Raw genomic sequence first — 18,419 nt, forward strand, 5'->3', positions numbered from 1 at the left:
AATGCAATTTTTTTGTCGACGCAGACGCTGACCGACAAACGGTTTAGCTATGATTGACTTCTGTCGCCAAAAATCGCTCGACGACAAAGCAGCGACAGAAAGCGACAAGGGGGACTTCCGATCACGGATCACCCCTACAAAAACCGCTTCAGCACCTCGTCCGGCGCCGCTGCATACGTGCTCGGCGTCATCGAGCAGCTCGCTCGGCCTTGGCTCAAGCTCCGCATGGCGCTGGAGTAGCCGAACAGGTTCGCCAGCGGGGCCTCGGCGTGGAGCACCGTGAGATGACCCCGCGACTGCGTGTGATTGATGATCGCCCGCCGCTGCTGCAGGTCGCTCACCAGGTCGCCCACATGCTCGTCGGGCGTGCTGATCTCGAGCTTCATGATCGGCTCGAGCAGCACCGTCCCGGCCTCGCGGACCGCCGCATCGAACGCCAGGTTGGCCGCGGTGCGGAAGGCGATGTCGCTGCTTTCGGTCTCGTGAACCTCGCCTCCCAGCAGCGTCACCTTCAGCCACATCAGCGGGAACCCGAAAGCGCCCCCCCCTTGAGCGGCGTTTTCGAGCTCCTCCATCACCACCGCGAGATACTCGCCCGGCAGACCATGACTCGGCGCTGCCCGGACGACCACTTCCGCCGCGTTCGGCGCCGGCTCGACCTTGACCAGCACCTTGCCCGTGTGCTGCACGCCGTTGATCAGCCGCCGGCACTCTCCCTCGGCCTCGGCCGCGGTGCGAATCGTCTCGCGATAACTGACTCGCGGATTATGGACCTTAACGTTTAGTTTGAAGTCCCGCTGCAACCGATGCTGGATCACTTCCAGATGCAACTCGCCCATGCCGCTGATGAGCGTCTGACCCGTCTCTTCGTTCTCGCTGGCCGTGAACGTCGGGTCTTGCTTCCGCAACATGTCGAGCGTTTCCGACAGCTTCTTCTTGTCGGCCGTGCTCTCCGGCTCGATCGCCATCGAGATGACCGTCTGCGGAAACTCGATCGACTCCAAGAGGATCGGCTCACGCGTATCGCACAGCGTATCGCCGGTCACCGACTCGCGCAGCCCGATCACGCCCACGATGTCGCCGGCCGTCGCCGACGTGAGCTGCTCGTCCTTCTTGCTCGCATGAATCCGCCACAGCTGGGCGACGTTTTCCTTCAGGTCCTTACCGGGGTTAAGTACGCGGCTGTTCCCTTCGAGCGTCCCCGAGTAGATCCGCACCCACGACAAATCGCCCGTCTTGTACGGCAAGATTTTGAAGACGAGCCCGCAGAAGGGCTCCTTTGGGTCGGGCTTTCGTTTGATCTTTGGCAGCTCTGTTTCGCCTTCTTTCGCCTTCTTGCTCTTGCCGTGGGCTTTGTGGGTCGGATCAACGCCTTCGACCGGCGGCATTTCGAGCGGGCTGGGCAAGTACGCCGCCACGCCGTCGAGGAGCGGCTGCACGCCAATGCCATGGAGCGCCGATCCGCACAGGATCGGCTGAATCTGCTGGTGGACCGTCGCCTCGCGAATCACTTTGTGGATCAGCGGCTCAGGAATCGGCTCGCCGCCGAGAGCGAGCTCCATCAATTCGTTGCTGTAGTTGTAAAGTTTTTCCAACAGCTCATCCCGCCACAACGCCGCATCGTCGGCGAACTCGGCGGGGATCGCCTCCTCGACGATCTTCCGCCCCTCTTTCCCCTCGGGAAACGTGAGGGCTTTCATCCGGATGAGATCAATCACGCCGCGGAACGGGTTGGCCACGTGCGCCGGCCCGAGCCCTATCGGAATCTGCAGCGCGACCGGATTGGCGCCGAGCCGGTCGCGGATCTCTTCGATCAGCGTGTCGAAATTCGCCCCCTCGCGATCGAGCTTGTTGATGAACGCGATCCGCGGCACGTGATACTTATCGGCCTGCCGCCAGACTGTTTCGCTCTGGGCCTCGACCCCCTCGCGAGCGCTGAAGACGATCACCGCCCCGTCGAGCACCCGCAGGCTCCGCTCGACTTCGGCCGTAAAGTCGACGTGCCCCGGCGTATCGATCAGGTTGACGTCGACCTGCTTCAACGGCATGCCGGGGTTCGACGCCACTTTCCACGGGAACGCGACGCACGCGCTATAGATCGTGATCCCCCGCTCCGCCTCCTCGGCGTCGTCGTCGGTCGTCGTCGTCCCGCGATCGACCTCGCCGGCGCGGTGCTTCGCCCCCGAGGCGAACAACATCCGCTCGGTCACCGTCGTCTTGCCGGCGTCGATGTGGGCGATGATGCCGATGTTGCGAATTTTGGAGAGGTCGGTGGCCATGGCTGTTTAGGATTTAACCGCCAAGGACGCCAAGGACGCCAAGGAGGAATCGAGTTAGGTCTACGAGAAAGGGTGACTTACCACGACGTCACAACGGGCACGACGAAATACAAATAACGAAGATTACCGATTGTATCTTTCACTCTGTAACGACGCCTACCGCAACGACCACCCGCGATACTTGCATTTCCGGCGTGCTCGTCGTGCCGTCGTGGTTCAATCAGCGATTATCCCTCGGCGTCCTTGGCGTCCTTGGCGGTTCAACTCTTCAGCGCATAAAAAAAGCTAGGGGCCGGGGATGAAGGCGCTCGCAGCGCCCTGATCCTCAGCCCCTAGCTCGTTGACTCGAAACCGACTACCAGCCGAAGTGGGCAAACGCCTTGTTCGCATCGGCCATGCGGTGGACGTTTTCGCGGCGGCTCACGGCGGCGCCTTCGCGGTTGTATGCGGCGACCAGTTCGTCGGCCAGCTTCTGGGCGGTTGCGCGGCCCTTCTTTTCGCGGATCGCGATCAGCACCCAGCGAATCGCGAGCGACTGCTGACGGACGCGGTTCACCTGCATCGGCACCTGGTACGCAGCGCCGCCGACGCGCTTCGAGCGAACCTCGATCGACGGCTTCACGTTCTCCAGCGCCTGCTGGAAGACTTCGATCGGCTCGGCGTCCGGAAGACGCTCCTTGATCAGATCCATCGCGTCGTAGAACACCGCCTGGGCGGTGCTCTTCTTGCCGTCGTACATCAGGCAGTTGATGAACTTGCTGGCGAGGATCGACCCGTAGACCGGATCTGGCTTCAGTTGCTTGCGGCTGGCGGTAATGCGGCCCATGGGCTGACCAATGTGAGGTTAATGCTTCGTGTATGGATCGCCGATGAATCGGCTAGTGAGTGAGTGCTTAGGTGAGTAGGTAAGGATGACGGCGAGGCTTAACTTACTCACCTACTCACTCTGTCCCTAGCTCTTCTTCGCGCCGTACTTGCTACGGCTTTGCTTACGACCGTTGACGCCCAGCGTGTCGAGGGCGCCGCGGACGACGTGGTACCGAACGCCCGGCAAGTCGCGAACGCGGCCGCCGCGGACCAGCACGATGCTATGTTCTTGCAGCGTGTGGCCTTCGCCCGGGATGTAGACCGTGACTTCCTTGCCGTTCGACAACCGCACGCGGGTGATCTTCCGGAGAGCCGAATTCGGCTTCTTCGGCGTCATCGTGCGCACCTGCAAGCAGACCCCGCGTTTGAAGGGGCAGCGATCGAGGATCGGCGACTTGCTGAACTTCCGCTTCGGCCGACGACGGCTGCGGACTAATTGGTTGATCGTGGGCATGGGGTGGTAGCCTAAGGCTCTTATCGAAGCTAAATGAACCCGCCGAAACGGGTGGAACCAATCAATTTATCGCAACGGGAAGCCCTGTCAACGGCCGTTTGGCGGCGTCGACATCGGGCGTTTCGCCTCCGGTCGTGCTCCGGGGGCCGACTTGCTCCCGCAATTTCTCTTACTCGTCGTCCAAATCCTCGGCGCCAGCCGGACCGGGAATGCCGCCCAGCAATGCGTCGAGACCGGTCGGCGCTGCCGGCCGGGCCGCCGATCGCTCGCCGTTGCCGTCCGAAACCGTGGTCGGTCCCGCCCCGTCCCCGCCCGCGCGGAGCGCCGATTCCAGCAGCGGGAACGAACGCTCCAGCACGCGTTCCTTCTCGGAGGCGAGAGCTTCCAAGGCCGACGGCTGAATCCGCACTTCCGATTCGTGGATCGACTTGAAGCCAGTACCGGCCGGAATCAAGTGCCCCAAGATGACGTTTTCCTTCAACCCGACCAGGTAGTCGGTGCGACCCGCGAGCGCCGCTTCGGTGAGGACTTTCGTCGTTTCCTGGAAGCTCGCCGCCGAGATGAAACTGCCCGACTGCACCGACGCCTTGGTGATGCCCAAGAGCTGGGTGCTGGCGGTCGCCATCTTCGGCTTCGTTCCCTTGGCGACGTCGCCGCCCAGCGATTCGATCGTCGCGTTGGCCTGCTCGATCACTTCCTTCGGCACCACCGAACCCTCGGCGAACTCGCTGTCGCCGCGGTGAGTGATCTTCAGGCACTTCGCCACCGCTTCGTTGGCGCTGCGGAAGTCGAACTTGTCCATGACGGCGCCCGGCAGCAGATCGGTATCGCCGGGCGATTCGATCTTCACCTTTCGCAGCATTTGCGACACGATGATCTCGATGTGCTTATCGTTGATTTCGACGCGCTGACTGCGATAGACGTTCTGAATCTCGCGAGTGAGATACTGCTGCACGGCCTCTTCGCCGGAAATCCGCAGGATGTCATGCGGCACGAGCGGCCCGTCGACGAGCGCTTCGCCCGCACGGACGTGGTCGCCGGCGTGGACGCGCAAGTGCTTCGAGTGCGACACCAAGTGCTCGCGCTCGATGCCCGTTTCACTGCGGACGATGATTGAACGCTTGCCGCGCTTCTTCTCGCCCAACAGCTCGACCTGGCCGTCGATCTCGGCGATGACCGCCGGATCCTTGGGCTTGCGTGCTTCGAAGATTTCGGTCACCCGCGGCAGACCGCCGGTGATGTCCTGCGTGCCGGAGGCTTCGCGCGGCGTCTTCGCCACGAGCGTACCGGGAGTAATGACCTGACCTTCGTCGACTTCAATATGGGCCCGTTCAGGCATGTAATAGAAGTCGAGGATCTTGCCGTCGGCCGGATCTTCAACGACGAGCTGCGGATGCATATCGCCCTTGTGCTCCAGGATGACGAAGCGCATCTTGCCGCTGGGGTCCTTCTCGCCGCGCATCGTCTCGCCCTCGACGAGATCTTCGTAGCGAATCCGGCCGCCCGTCTCGGCGATGATGGGAATGCTGTGCGGATCCCATTCGCAGATCACTTGGCCCGCTTTGACGACTTCGTCTTCCTTCACTTGCAGCACGGCGCCGGTCGGTACTTCGTACTTCTCGACCTCGCGTCCCTTCTCGTCGACCAGGGCAATTTCGCCGTTGCGCGAAAGCACAACCTGCTGGCCGGCGTCGTTGGTCACCATCTTCAGGCGGGCGGTCTTCGCGATGCCCCCCTTCTTGGCCTTGATGTCGCTATCTTCGACCGAGTGCTGGCCCGTGCCGCCGATGTGGAACGTCCGCATCGTCAGCTGCGTGCCGGGCTCGCCGATCGACTGAGCCGCGATGATGCCGACGGCCATCCCTTCTTCAACCATCGAACCGGTCGAAAGGTCCATGCCGTAGCAGCGGCGGCAAACGCCAAGCGACGCGTCGCAGGTCATCGGGCTGCGAACCTGAATCTTCTCCAGGCCCATCTGCTCGATCTTGCGACCAATCTCGCCGGTGATCAGCTCGTTTTCGTGCACAATCACTTCGTCGGTGATCGGGTTGACGATGTTCGCCCGGCTGACGCGGCCGCGGATCGAGTCGACCAGGTTCACTTCCACCTTTTCGCCGCGGTAGATGATGCCCTTGGTAATGCCTTGGGTCGTGCCGCAGTCTTCCATCGTGACGACGACGTTCTGAGCGACGTCGGCCAGTTTGCGGGTCAGGTACCCTGAGTCGGCCGTCTTCAGAGCCGTGTCAGCCAAGCCCTTGCGGGCGCCGTGGGTGCTGGAGAAGTACTCGAGCACCGTGAGGCCTTCGCGGAAGTTCGCCTTGATCGGCGTCTCGATAATCTTGCCTGACGGCTTAGCCATCAGACCACGCATACCGCCGAGCTGCCGCATCTGTTCGACGCCGCCGCGGGCGCCGGAGTGGGCCATCAGGAAGATCGGGTTGACGTAGCCGCCGGTGCGGAAGTCGCTTTCAAGTCGCGACATCATTTCGGACGTGATCTGTTCGCGAGCATGCGTCCAGGCGTCGAGCACCGAGTTGTACCGTTCCAGTTCGGTGATCACGCCGCGCTGGAACAGCTTGTTGAACTTCATGACCATCTTGTCGGCTTCGCCGATGATCTTGCCCTTCGTATCAGGCGTGATCAGGTCGTCGGTAGCGAACGACAAACCGCTGAGCGTGCTTTGACGGAAGCCGATCTGGTTCATGTCGTCGAGCAACTCGATCGTCTGACGCCGGCCGAGGATTTCGTAGCAGTCGCTAATGACGCGAGCCAATTCGCTCGACCGCATCGCGATGTTGTAGAACGGCATCCCCTTCGGCAGGATTTCGTTGAACAAGACGCGGCCGACGGTGGTGTCGACGCGCTTGCCGAAGCCCTTCTTCTTGTCGAAGTCTTCCCGCATGCAGCGGTCCTTCGGCAGCCGCACCTTGATGCGGGCGTGGGTGCCGACCTTGCCGGCGGCGTAGGCGGTGTGCAACTCGCTGAACGAGCTGAACGCCATGCCGTCTCCCTTTTCTTCGGGGACGCCCATCGTCAGGTAATAGCAACCCATGACGATGTCTTGCGACGGGCTGATAATCGGCGAGCCGTTGCCGGGGCTGAAGATGTTGTGCGTCGACATCATCAACGTGTGGGCTTCGACCTGGGCTTCAATCGACAGCGGCAAGTGGACCGCCATCTGATCGCCGTCGAAGTCGGCGTTGAAGCCGCGACAAACCAGCGGATGCAACTGAATGGCGTTGCCTTCCACCAGCGTGGGCTCAAACGCCTGAATGCCCATGCGGTGGAGCGTCGGGGCGCGATTGAGGAGCACCGGGTGGTTGGTGATCACCTCTTCGAGGATATCCCACACCTCGTCGTCCTTGCGCTCCAGCATCTTCTTCGCCGACTTGATCGTGTCGGCGTGGCCGAGTTCCTTGAGCCGGCGAATGATGAAGGGCTGGTACAGCTCCAGCGCAATCTTCTTAGGGAGACCGCACTGATGGAGCTTCAGCCGCGGACCGACGACGATCACCGAGCGAGCCGAATAGTCGACGCGCTTGCCGAGCAGGTTCTCGCGGAAGCGACCCTGCTTGCCCTTGATCATGTCGGTGAGCGACTTGAGCGGGCGGTTCGAACTGCCGAGCACCGGCCGCTTGCAGCGGTTGTTGTCGAACAGCGCGTCGACCGATTGCTGCAGCATCCGCTTTTCGTTGCGAATGATGACTTCCGGGGCGTTGAGGTCGACCAGCTTCTTCAGACGGTTGTTGCGATTGATAATGCGCCGGTAAAGGTCGTTCAAATCGCTCGTCGCGAAGTTGCCGCTGTCGAGCAGCACCAGCGGACGGAGATCGGGCGGGATCACCGGGATCACGTCCAGAACCATCCACTCCGGCTTGTTGTCGGAGTCGCGGATCGACTCGACGGTCTTCAGCCGATTGATCAGGTCCTTGGCCTTTTGCTTCGAGCCCGTCTCGCGCAGATCGACGCGGAGTTGCTCGCTGAGCTTTACCAGGTCGAGATTCTGCAGCAGCTTGCGGATCGCCTCGGCGCCCATGTCGGCTTCGAAGCCGTTCTCGCCGTACTGCTCACGCGCCGCGCGGTACTCTTCTTCCGTCAGCAGTTGCTGCGGCTTCAGAGCGGTTTCCTTCGGATCGATGACCACGTAATCCTGGAAGTAGATCACCTTCTCCAGGCTGGTCGTCTTCATCGCCAGCAGGCTGCCGAGCCGGCTCGGCATCGCCTTGAAAAACCAGATATGGACGATCGGCGCGGCCAACTCGATGTGGCCCATCCGCTTGCGACGAACGCGGCTATGGGTGACCTTCACCCCGCAGCGGTCGCAGATCATCCCCTTGTACTTCATGCCGCGGTACTTGCCGCACGCGCATTCCCAGTCCTTCTCCGGGCCAAAGATGCGCTCGCAGAACAAGCCGTCTTTTTCCGGACGGTAGGTGCGGTAGTTGATCGTCTCCGGCTTCTTCACCTCGCCGAACGACCAGCTCCGAATGTCGTGCGGGCGAGCCAGGCTGATTTTCACCGAGCCGTAGTCGTTCACGCGGTCGTAGTTCGCGCCTTCTAGAATGCTCATATTCGTTCCTCGCTGGAACATGGCCGTGAGGCCGTGGTTTATAGTCTCTGTCCCGAGTCGCTTGGCGCGCCGGACTGGTCGCTGAAGCGACCAGTCCAGTAGCGCCGCTTGATCTGACTTACAACACCCGCTTCTCGAGCTGCATGTTCAGCCCGAGGCCGCGGATTTCGTTGGTGAGCACGTCGAAGCTTGCCGGGGTGCCGGCTTGCAGCGTGTTCTCGCCCTTGACCATCGACTCGTAAATCTTGGTGCGGCCTTCGACGTCGTCGCTCTTCACCGTCAGCAGCTCTTGCAGGATGTAAGCGGCGCCATAGGCCTCGAGGGCCCACACTTCCATCTCGCCGAAGCGTTGGCCGCCGAACCGCGCCTTGCCGCCCAACGGTTGTTGGGTGATGAGCGAGTACGGACCCGTGCTGCGGGCGTGGACCTTGTCGTCCACCAAGTGATGGAGCTTCAACATGTAGATGAAGCCGACCGTCGTTTCCTGTTCGAACGGCATGCCCGTGCGGCCGTCGTTCAGGCGAGCCTTGCCATGCCGCGGCAATCCTGCGGCGTCGAGGCAATCGTTGATTTCCTCTTCAGAGGCGCCGTCGAACACCGGAGTCACCGCGCGGAAGCCAAGCTTGGCGCCCGCCCAGCCGAGGTGCGTTTCCAGAATCTGGCCCACGTTCATACGGCTCGGCACGCCGAGCGGATTGAGCATGATCTGCACCGGGGTGCCGTCCGGCAGGAACGGCATATCCTCGATCGGCAAGATCTTGGAGATAACGCCCTTATTACCGTGGCGGCCGGCCATCTTGTCGCCGACCGAGATCACGCGCTTCGTCGCGACGTAAACCTTGACCATCTGCAACACGCCGCTGCGAAGCTCGTCGCCGCGCTTCATCGAGTTGAGCGTCCGATCGCGCTCGTCGATCGCCTCTTCGACGTCCGGCCACAACTGCTTGTAGACCTGCTGCACCGACTTCTTGCGATCGTCGCTGCGGATGTCGAGGTTGTCGACCTTGAAGTTGACCGCCTGATCGGCGACGAATTGCGGTTCCTGATTGTGAATCAGCTCGTTGCCGTCTTCGTCGGTCAGCTTCTTGCCGAGGATCTTTTCGATCTCGGTCGCCAGCGCGATGAACGCCGTCGCGATCTTCTCGTTGCCGCTCTTCTCCGCATCCTTGAGCGAACGCTCGAACGCCTTGCGTTCGTCTTCGGAGAGGCTCATCCGGCGGGAGAACTTCTGCGTGTCGATGACGATGCCTTCGACGCCCGACGGGACTTCGAGCGAGTCGTTCTTCACGTCTTCGCCGGCGCGGCCGAAGATCGCGTGGAGCAACTTCTCTTCCGGGGTGAGCTCGGTCTTGCTCTTCGGCGAAACCTTGCCGACCAGGATATCGCCCGGCCAGACGAAGGTGCCGACCCGGACGATGCCGCTCTCATCGAGGTTGCGGAGAGCCTTTTCGCTGACGTTCGGGATGTCGCGAGTGAATTCCTCGCGACCCAGCTTCGTCTCGCGAATTTCGACGTCGAACTCTTCGATGTGGATCGAAGTGTATGTATCGTTGTGGACCAACTCTTCGCTGATGATGATCGCGTCTTCGAAGTTGTAGCCCTCGTACGACATGAACGCGACGAGCACGTTGCGGCCCAGCGCCAGGTCGCCGCGGAAGGTCGCGGCGCCGTCGGCGATGACGTCGCCCTTCTCGACCTTGTCGCCGATTTTCACGAGCGGCTTCTGGTTCTGACAGGTTCGCTCGTTAAGCCCGACGAACTTTCGCATCTGGTGCTTTTCAGGACCAATCTCGATCCGGTCGGCGTCGACGTAGGTGACCGTTCCCTTGTGACCGGCCCGCACCAACATGCCGGAATGGCGCGCCACGTCGCGCTCCAGACCGGTGCCGACGATCGGCGGCTCGGCGATCAACAGCGGCACCGCTTGGCGCTGCATGTTGGAACCCATGAGCGCGCGGTTGGCGTCGTCATGTTCGAGGAACGGAATCAATCCGGCCGACACGCCGATCATCTGGCTCGGCGCGACGTCGGTGTACTGGATCTTCTCCGTCGGGACGACCATGAAGTCGCTGCGATACCGGGCCACGACCGTGTCGCCCTGAATCTCGTTGTTCTTCACCGGCACGTCGGCCGAGGCGACGTAGGCATCCGATTCTTCGTCGGCCCGCAGCCACACCACCTCTTCGGTCAGCTTGCCGTTCTTCACCTTGCGGTACGGCGTGACCAAGAAGCCGTAATCGTCGACCGTGGCATACATCGCCAAGCTCGAGATCAGACCGATGTTCGTACCTTCCGGCGTTTCGATCGGGCAAATGCGGCCGTAGTGCGAAATGTGAACGTCGCGCACTTCGAAGCCAGCCCGCTTGCGATTCAAACCGCCCGGGCCGAGGGCCGACAACCGCCGCTCGTGCGTCAGCATCGACAGCGGGTTCGTCTGGTCGACGACCTGCGACAGTTCGCCGCGGCCGAAGAAGTACTCGATGGCGGCCGAGATGCTCTTCGGGTTGATTAGGCTCCGCGGCGTCATATCGGCCGCATCCTTGAGGCTCATCCGCTCTTGCACGGTGCGGCGCAGCTTCAGGAAGCCCTTGCGAATTTCATCGCAGGCCAACTCGTCGATCGTCCGCAGACGACGATTGCCGAGGTGGTCGATGTCGTCGACGTACGCTTCATTCTCGCCCGCCACGAGCAGCAGCAGGTAGTTGATTGCGGCGACCAGATCTTCCGGACGCAGCACCATCTCGTTTTCCGAGACGTTCAGGTTCAGCTTGCGGTTCATGCGGAACCGGCCGACGCGGCCCAACCGATAGCGATTGGCGTCGAAGAACTTCTCAGCGAACAGGGCCCGCGCCTTCTCCAGCTGCGGCGGATTGCCCGGACGCAACCGCTGGTAAATGCGGAGCAAAGCCTCTTCATGACTCGACGTGTTGTCGTCGGTCAGCGCGTTGAGCAAATGCGGCGTCTTCGGCGGGTCCATCACGTCGACCTGCTTCACGCCCGACGTGCAGATGATCTCCGCAACGTTCTTGGTGATCCGCTGGCCCGACTCGATGATGATCTCGCCGGCGCGCTCGCTGTCGCCGGGGTAGACGACGTCTTCAACGGCGACTTTGCCTTCGAGCTTGCCGGCGCTGCGGCCGTCGACGACCTTTTGCTTCGTCACCGGGTAGAAGCGACGAAGAATTTCGGCGTCGGAGCCCAAATCGGGCGACATCGCCCGCAGCAACGTCATCGCGGAGAACTTGCCGCTTTGGTCGATGCGGACCGTGACGCTGTCTTTCTTGGTGGTATTGAGCTCGATCCAGCTGCCGCGCTCGGGGATCACGCGGCACGAGTACATGCGACGCTCGCCCGGATCCATTTCCGAGACGAAGTCGATGCCCGGCGAACGGTGGAGCTGCGACACGACGACGCGCTCGGCGCCGTTGATGATGAACTCGCCGCCGCCCAGCATGATCGGCAGGTCGCCGAGGTAGACTTCTTCCTCGACCGGCTGATCTTTCAGCAAGCGCAGCCAGATGCGGAACGGCCGACCGTAGGTCAGTCGCAGCTGCCGGCACTCGTCCATGCTATAGCGCGGCTTGCCGAGCTCGTAGCGGACGTACTCCAGCTTGATCGTCTTGTCGTAACTTTCGATCGGGAAGATTTCCTGCAGGACGGCTTCGAGTCCTTCGCTCTTCCGCTTGGCGGGCGAACCGCCGTTGTATTGCAGGAAACGCTCGTAGCTCTCGGTCTGAATCTGCGTCAGATCGGGAAGGTCGAAAATCTCCCGACCGCTGCCGAAACTACGGATGTTCTGAGTGACCAGCCGCCGCTGAGCCGTGACTGCCATAGGGCAAACTGCTCCGTTCTAACGAGGTGGGAACCTGAACCGCGCGCTGCAAACTAGCCGATTGATGGAAATGCTATCTCATTTCGCTCCCTAGCCGGATCGCCACGCGATCCCGGGCTCCGGAGGGCGTGGCCCTCCGGCTAGCGGCAAAACTCAGCTAGCTTTCAACAAACGACCAACGCAGCGAAGAGGCCGTGCTACCCCTTCGCTGCTTCGCACGATTAGGCAAGTATATCGAAACCGCGTCGCCCTGGGCGCCGCCGATGCGTCAAGCCGCTCCTGCGCAACACAGCGATCCCGGCGCGGGCCGCGCCGGAGATCGCTCGCTGCGATGCAGTCGCAATAACTACTTGATGGTGACCTTGGCGCCAGCGTCCTCGAGTTCCTTCTTCAGCTTCTCGGCCTCTTCCTTCGAGACCGCTTCCTTCACCTTGCTCGGAACGCCTTCGACCAGGTCCTTGGCTTCCTTCAAACCGAGGCCGGTGGCGCTACGGACGACCTTGATCACGTTGATCTTGTTGTCGCCGAAGCTGTCCATCACCACGTCGAATTCGGTCTTCTCTTCGACCGGGGCTGCAGCGCCGCCGCCGCCGGGGGCTGCCATCATGACGGCGCCTCCCGATGCGGCCTCGATGCCGTGGACTTCCTTCAGATAATCGCTCAGTTCCTTGGCTTCCTTCAGCGTCAGCTTGACGATGTCGTCGCCCAGCTTCTTGGTCGCGTCGGAAAATTCCATAACAGCTGCATCGCTCATGACAAACTACCCTTTCGCAATTGCGGGCGTTACGCCCAATGTGAATTAGTGTTTTTGATTTATGATTGGAAGAATTCCGATTGCGGTCGTGACACCCGGCAATCAGCCCTCTTCTTCCTCGCTCTTCTTCTTGACTTGACTCGCCAGCTTTGCCCCTGGACCCAATAGCTGGGCGACGAGGTTCGCACCGGGCGAGAGGATCTGCCCGACGAGCAGGCTCAACTGCTCGCCGCGACTGGGCCACGTGCTCACCTTCTTCACGTCCTCGGCCGAAAGCTTCGACCCGCCCATCACGCCCCCCTTGGGAGCGAACGGCGCGAAGGCTTTGTCCTCGGCGTACTTCGTGATTTCCTTCGCCAGGGCGACGACGTCTTCCGAGCCCCAAACGACGGTCGCCGAGCCTTGCGCCCCTTCAAAGGCGGGAGCCAAGGCGGTCCCTTCCGTCGCGCGGCGGGCGAGACTCGACTTCACCATGAGCATCTTGATGCCCTTCTGGCGAAACTGCTTCCGCAACTCGACGTTCTTGTTGGCTTCCAAGCCCGCGATGTCGACCACCAGCAGATCGCTGACGCCGTCCAGACGCTTTTTCAGGTCGTCGGTAATCAGGTTTTTTAGGTATTTGCTCATAGAAAACTCTCACAGCGAGCCGGAGCGTCTCGCCCCCGGCGGCTTATTGATTTGATTTGGTACTAAACCGCCAACCGCACGCTCGGGGTCATGGCGCCGCTCATGTGAGCGCTCTTGACGTAGATCCCCTTCACCGCTGAGGGTTTCAGCGAGATGATCCGGTCGACGAACGCCTTGGCGTTCTCGGCCAGCTTCTCGGCGTCGAAGCTCAGCTTCCCGATCGGGGCGTGAATGTTGCCCGCCTTGTCGTTGCGAAACTCGACTTTGCCCGCCTTGTACTCGGAGACGGTCTTCGCCACGTCCGGCGTCACGGTCCCGGCGCGGGGCGACGGCATCAACCCGCGCGGACCCAGAACGCGACCCAGCGGGCTCACCACCTTCATCATGTCGGGCGAAGCGATGCAGGCGTCGAAGTCCATCCAGCCGCCCAATATCCTCTGGGCCAGATCTTCTTCGCCCACCTCGTCGGCGCCGGCGGCGCGGGCCGCGTCGGCCTGGGCGCCCTTGGCGAACACCACGACGCGGAGTTGCTTGCCGATGCCGTGCGGCAACACGATCGAGCCGCGGACGATTTGGTCGGCCTGAGCCGCGTCGACGCCCAAGCGCAGGACAATGTCAACCGTCTGGTCGAATTTGGCGGGGCTGAACTGTTTGAGGGCCGCCACCGCTTCGGCGATGGGCAGCGCCTCGGCCGGCCGCTTCTTGGCGGAGGCCTTCATTCTCTTGCTAATAGCTGGCATGTGAATGTGCCGTTATGACTGTGAGTAATTGGTAGTACGGAGCGACCCGACCAAGGTCGACGCTCACGACAGAACCCGCCGCGCTAGCCTTCGACCACCAGGCCCATGCTGCGCGCGGTACCCTCGATCATGCGAACCGCGTGATCGACGTCCCGGGCGTTGAGATCATTCATCTTCAGCGTGGCGATTTCCGCCAACTGAGCGCGGGTCACCGTGCCGACCTTCGTCTTGTTCGGCACGCCCGAGCCCTTTGCCAGCCCGACCGCCTTCTTCAGGAGGACGGCCGCCGGCGGGCTCTTGGTGAAGAAATCGAACGAGCGGTCGTTGTAGACGCTCACCACCACTGGAATCATCATTCCAGCGGCTTCTTTGGTCCGATCGTTGAATGCCTGGACGAATTGTCCGAGGTTAATGCCGTACTTACCGAGCGAAGTACCGACCGGCGGGGCAGGCGTCGCCTGGCCTCCCGGAATCTGGAACTTCGCGACTCCGACTAACTGCTTTGCCATTGCACTTTCCGTTGTTGGTAGTCAACGGCCTGCTCGGCGGAACCCGGTCTTCGACTGCAGCACGAGCCGCATTCGAGGCCGACGCCCACAGGCCTCCTACACGCCTTCAACTTGCCAGTATTCCAGTTCGACCGGCGTACTCCGGCCGAAGATACTGATCATCACTTGCACCTTGCCGCTTTGCGCGTCGATCGTGCCGACCTCGCCCTCAAAGCCTTCAAAGGTGCCGTCCTTCACTTTCACGCGATCGCCAGTCTTGAACTTGATGTCCAGTTTCGGCGCGTCGTCCGACACTTGCTCGTCGGTCTGCACAATCCGGGCGATCTCGTGAGCGAGCATCGGCGACGGCTTGCCGCCGGCACCGGTGAAATCGCCAATGCCCGAGGTCTCGCGAATGGCAAACCAACTGTCGTCGTTGATATGCATGCGGACGACGATGTAGCCGGGATAGAGCTTTCGCTCCACGACCTTCTTCTTGCCGCCTTTGAACTCGGTGACCTTCTCGGTGGGCACGAGAATATTGTCAACGTCGACATACTTCTCGAGCCCTTCGATGGCGACCTTTCGCTTCAGGGCGTCGGCGATCGACCGCTCGCGGTTGCTCTGAACCTTCAGGATATACCAGTCCATATCGACCGGCCCCTGCGGCTCCGCAGCCTTCTTGGCGGCGACCTCGGCGTCGGTCGACACGCCCGAGGCCCGCGACAGCGGCTTGCTCTCGACCGGCACGACCTCCGACGGGTCATCATCGACTTCGGCTTCGACCGCAACCTGACCGGCCGCGGTCGGGCTTGCGCCCGTCGCGTTCAGATCGTCGTCCGTCGGCTTATTCGGCTCCTCGATGCTCACCGGTTGCGCGCCTCGTCCCGCCTATCGAAAGGAAAATTCTGTCCGCTGCCCGCCCCGATCGGGCGGCGACGGCCGGCCATCAGCCGGAAACACCCAGCAACCAACCGATGATCGCCTTCAACACAAAGTCATACGTGAACAAAATCGCCGTGAGCAGGAAGATCACGACCAGCACGACCATCGACGCGCGGAACAACTCCCCGCGGCTTGGCCAGGAAACCTTTCCCATCTCGTTCTCGACGGAAATCAAGAACTCGGCGAACCGCGGAATGTTGACCACGCGAAAGGCCGCCCAGGCGCCGATGCCCAGGACGATCATCGGCAGGACGTACTTCGCCACGACCTCAGGCGAAATCGAACTTCGCATTGCCGGCGGTACGAAAAACGCACCGAACTCCGGCGTTGCTCCCGAGCTCATCGTCCACGCGCCAACCGCCACCGCCGCCAACAACGCGAAAAACGTAGCTTGCCGGGCCACCTTGCCCTGGTTTCGCTTGTAGCGCGAAGCGGTGAACATTCCTGCAATTAACTCAGCCACGTTAGTCTTTCCAAAGAGCGGTGAATTGCGAGCCACGAGCCGCGAGCGATCCGTTACTCGCCACAAAGCACGCAACTCGAAACTCGTTACTCGCAACTCCCTCATGCAGGGGCGGCGGGAATCGAACTCGCAACCCCCGGTTTTGGAGACCGGTGCTCTGCCAATTGAGCTACGCCCCTGTGGGTAAGAGTGAGTGGTGAGTAAGTGAGTAGGTAGTGACGCCAGCTAGCAACCACTACCCTACCACTTACTCACCAACTCACTTACTCACCTAATAGTTACTCAACAATCTTCGTCACGACGCCCGAGCCAACGGTGCGGCCGCCTTCGCGAATGGCGAAGCGAACGCCGTCGTCCATGGCGATCGGCTTCATCAGCTCGACGCTCAGACGGGCGTTGTCGCCCGGCATGCACATTTCGGCGTCGCCCACCAGGTTCGCAGTGCCGGTGACGTCGGTCGTCCGGAAGTAGAACTGCGGACGGTAGCCGCTGAAGAACGGCGTGTGACGACCGCCTTCTTCCTTCGACAGGACGTAGACTTCGGCCTCGAACTTAGTGTGCGGGGTGATGCTGCCTGGCTTGGCGAGCACCTGGCCGCGCTGAATATCTTCGCGCTTCACGCCGCGAAGCAGGCAACCGACGTTGTCGCCGGCCTGACCTTGATCGAGGCTCTTGTTGAACATTTCGACGCCAGTGCAGGTCGTCTTCGTCGGGGCATCGGTCAGACCGATAATCGAGACTTCCTCGCCGACCTTCACGACGCCGCGCTCGATACGACCGGTAGCGACGGTGCCGCGACCTTCGATCGAGAAAACGTCTTCGATCGCCATCATGAACGGCTTATCGATTTCGCGAACGGGCTCGGGAATATAGCTGTCGATCGCTTCCATCAGCTCGGTGATGCACTTCGACTTTTCCGGATCGGCCGGATTGTCGTACGCCGGCTTCGAAGCGCCGCGGATGATCGGGATCTCGTCGCCGGGGTAGCCGTTGGAGGTGAGCAGCTCGCGAATTTCGAGCTCCACCAACTCAAGCAGTTCCTCATCGTCCACCAGATCGACCTTATTCAGGAAGACGACGATGCGCGGCACGCCGACCTGGCGAGCCAACAGAATGTGCTCGCGGGTCTGCGGCATCGGGCCGTCAGCGGCCGAAACGACCAGAATCGCACCGTCCATCTGGGCGGCGCCGGTGATCATGTTCTTGATGAAGTCGGCGTGGCCCGGGCAGTCGATGTGGGCGTAGTGACGATTCGGGGTCTCGTATTCGACGTGCGAAACGGCAATCGTCACCGTCTTCGTCGCGTCGCGGACGGTACCGCCCTTGGCGATTTCCGAGTAGGCCTTCGGCTTAGCCAAGCCCTTGGCGCCCTGGACGGCGAGGATCGCGCCAGTGGTCGTCGTTTTGCCGTGGTCGATGTGACCGATCGTACCGACGTTCACGTGCGGCTTTGTACGATTGAAAGTGTCCTTTGCCATTGTTCTCCCTACTCAAGTAAGCGGCCAGCCTTCAGCGGACAGCTGTCAGCTAGACATGAACCCGAATGCCAATAATGTGTTTTTACTTTTTTTTCTGGCTGAAAGCCGACAGCCGACAGCTGACCGCTTCTTCCAAAAGAGCTGCTGACGAGACTTGAACTCGTGACCTCGTCCTTACCAAGGACGCGCTCTACCAACTGAGCTACAGCAGCAAAGGATCAAAAGCCGTCAGCTTTCAGCTCTCAGCTGCCAGCCCAGAAACCAATTCACCCTCAACCATCCATCTCGCCCAACAGGGCCAATCTCGACCGAAAGCGGGTGAAGGGAATCGAACCCTCGTATTCAGCTTGGAAGGCTGCTGCTCTACCATTGAGCTACACCCGCAAGACTAAATGACGAATGCCTTCATGACGAATGGCAAACCAGCTTCGCCACTCGCCCAAATCGCCTTCACTGCCAAACCAACTCGTCATTCCGTCATTCGGAAATTCGTCATTCACTCTAGTGGGGAGTACAGGATTCGAACCTGTGAAGGCATAGCCATCAGATTTACAGTCTGACCCGTTTGACCGCTTCGGTAACTCCCCGACGCCACCCTCAGAACCGACCCATCCTGCTTACCGAAGACTCGCCAACGTCCGCTCAATCGCCGATTCGCCGGCAATCTTGCGAGACCCAATACGCCGTAACGCCCTTCGCCACGCGCCCGCGAACCTACTGGTTCCGTTTGGCGAAAACTCATTATTTCGGCAGAGCTAGCGGAGGGACTTGAACCCACAACCTGCTGATTACAAATCAGCTGCTCTGCCAATTGAGCTACGCTAGCCGGGAGGGGGCGAGCTTGTGCGAATCAACTAATATACCGAAGCGGCAAGGGGTGACAAGGCGGCCTCCAGCGAATTTCAGACCGGTTCCGCCCGGG

12 protein-coding genes and 5 tRNA genes are annotated in these 18,419 nt (G+C 61.3%); all 17 read right to left on the reverse strand.

All coding sequences use genetic code 11. From position 1 onward, the window contains the following. Positions 1-134: 134 nt before the first annotated feature. The 17 genes from fusA to I41_RS26240 all read right to left on the reverse strand — a co-directional run bounded on the left by fusA (position 135) and on the right by I41_RS26240 (position 18,323). Positions 135-2,279: an elongation factor G gene (fusA, locus tag I41_RS26160; protein ID WP_145436021.1), complete on the reverse strand. Its 2,145-nt coding sequence runs from the start codon at positions 2,277-2,279 to the stop codon at positions 135-137. Between the two features lie 355 nt (positions 2,280-2,634). After that, positions 2,635-3,105, reverse strand: coding sequence for a 30S ribosomal protein S7 (rpsG, locus tag I41_RS26165; RefSeq protein ID WP_145436023.1), 471 nt, complete (start codon positions 3,103-3,105; stop codon positions 2,635-2,637). Positions 3,106-3,231: 126 nt separating this feature from the next. Next, on the reverse strand, positions 3,232-3,600 hold the full coding sequence (gene rpsL / locus I41_RS26170; RefSeq protein ID WP_145436024.1) for a 30S ribosomal protein S12: 369 nt from the start codon (positions 3,598-3,600) through the stop codon (positions 3,232-3,234). A gap of 169 nt (positions 3,601-3,769) precedes the next feature. Then, positions 3,770-8,170, reverse strand: coding sequence for a DNA-directed RNA polymerase subunit beta' (rpoC, locus tag I41_RS26175; protein ID WP_145436026.1), 4,401 nt, complete (start codon positions 8,168-8,170; stop codon positions 3,770-3,772). A 118-nt stretch (positions 8,171-8,288) separates the two neighbouring features. Beyond that, complete coding sequence (rpoB, locus tag I41_RS26180; protein ID WP_145436028.1) at positions 8,289-12,002, reverse strand: DNA-directed RNA polymerase subunit beta; 3,714 nt, start codon at positions 12,000-12,002, stop codon at positions 8,289-8,291. Between the two features lie 346 nt (positions 12,003-12,348). Then, positions 12,349-12,756: a 50S ribosomal protein L7/L12 gene (gene rplL, locus I41_RS26185; protein ID WP_145436030.1), complete on the reverse strand. Its 408-nt coding sequence runs from the start codon at positions 12,754-12,756 to the stop codon at positions 12,349-12,351. Between the two features lie 102 nt (positions 12,757-12,858). After that, positions 12,859-13,383, reverse strand: coding sequence for a 50S ribosomal protein L10 (gene rplJ, locus I41_RS26190; protein ID WP_145436032.1), 525 nt, complete (start codon positions 13,381-13,383; stop codon positions 12,859-12,861). 62 nt (positions 13,384-13,445) lie between these two features. Beyond that, positions 13,446-14,123, reverse strand: a complete 678-nt coding sequence (rplA, locus tag I41_RS26195) for a 50S ribosomal protein L1 (protein ID WP_145436034.1) — start codon at positions 14,121-14,123, stop codon at positions 13,446-13,448. A gap of 83 nt (positions 14,124-14,206) precedes the next feature. Further along, a complete protein-coding gene (gene rplK / locus I41_RS26200) occupies positions 14,207-14,632 on the reverse strand; it encodes a 50S ribosomal protein L11 (protein ID WP_145436036.1) in 426 nt (141 codons plus the stop codon). 96 nt (positions 14,633-14,728) lie between these two features. After that, entirely contained in the window at positions 14,729-15,481 is a 753-nt protein-coding gene (nusG, locus tag I41_RS26205) for a transcription termination/antitermination protein NusG (protein WP_210421073.1), read from the reverse strand. 79 nt (positions 15,482-15,560) lie between these two features. Beyond that, the gene (gene secE, locus I41_RS26210; protein WP_168207169.1) at positions 15,561-16,019 is read right to left on the reverse strand and encodes a preprotein translocase subunit SecE; all 459 of its coding nucleotides are present in this window, start codon (positions 16,017-16,019) and stop codon (positions 15,561-15,563) included. A 106-nt stretch (positions 16,020-16,125) separates the two neighbouring features. Continuing rightward, positions 16,126-16,198, reverse strand: a tRNA-Trp gene (locus I41_RS26215). Between the two features lie 99 nt (positions 16,199-16,297). Then, positions 16,298-17,497, reverse strand: coding sequence for an elongation factor Tu (gene tuf, locus I41_RS26220; RefSeq protein ID WP_145436040.1), 1,200 nt, complete (start codon positions 17,495-17,497; stop codon positions 16,298-16,300). 139 nt (positions 17,498-17,636) lie between these two features. Then, a tRNA-Thr gene (locus tag I41_RS26225) sits at positions 17,637-17,709 on the reverse strand. 101 nt (positions 17,710-17,810) lie between these two features. Then, positions 17,811-17,881 (reverse strand) — tRNA-Gly (locus I41_RS26230). Positions 17,882-18,002: 121 nt separating this feature from the next. Further along, positions 18,003-18,084: transfer RNA gene (locus I41_RS26235), tRNA-Tyr, on the reverse strand. A gap of 166 nt (positions 18,085-18,250) precedes the next feature. Next, a tRNA-Thr gene (locus tag I41_RS26240) sits at positions 18,251-18,323 on the reverse strand. Positions 18,324-18,419: the final 96 nt, after the last annotated feature.

The sequence above is a fragment of the Lacipirellula limnantheis genome (assembly GCF_007746075.1).
Taxonomy (GTDB): Bacteria; Planctomycetota; Planctomycetia; order Pirellulales; family Lacipirellulaceae; genus Lacipirellula; species Lacipirellula limnantheis.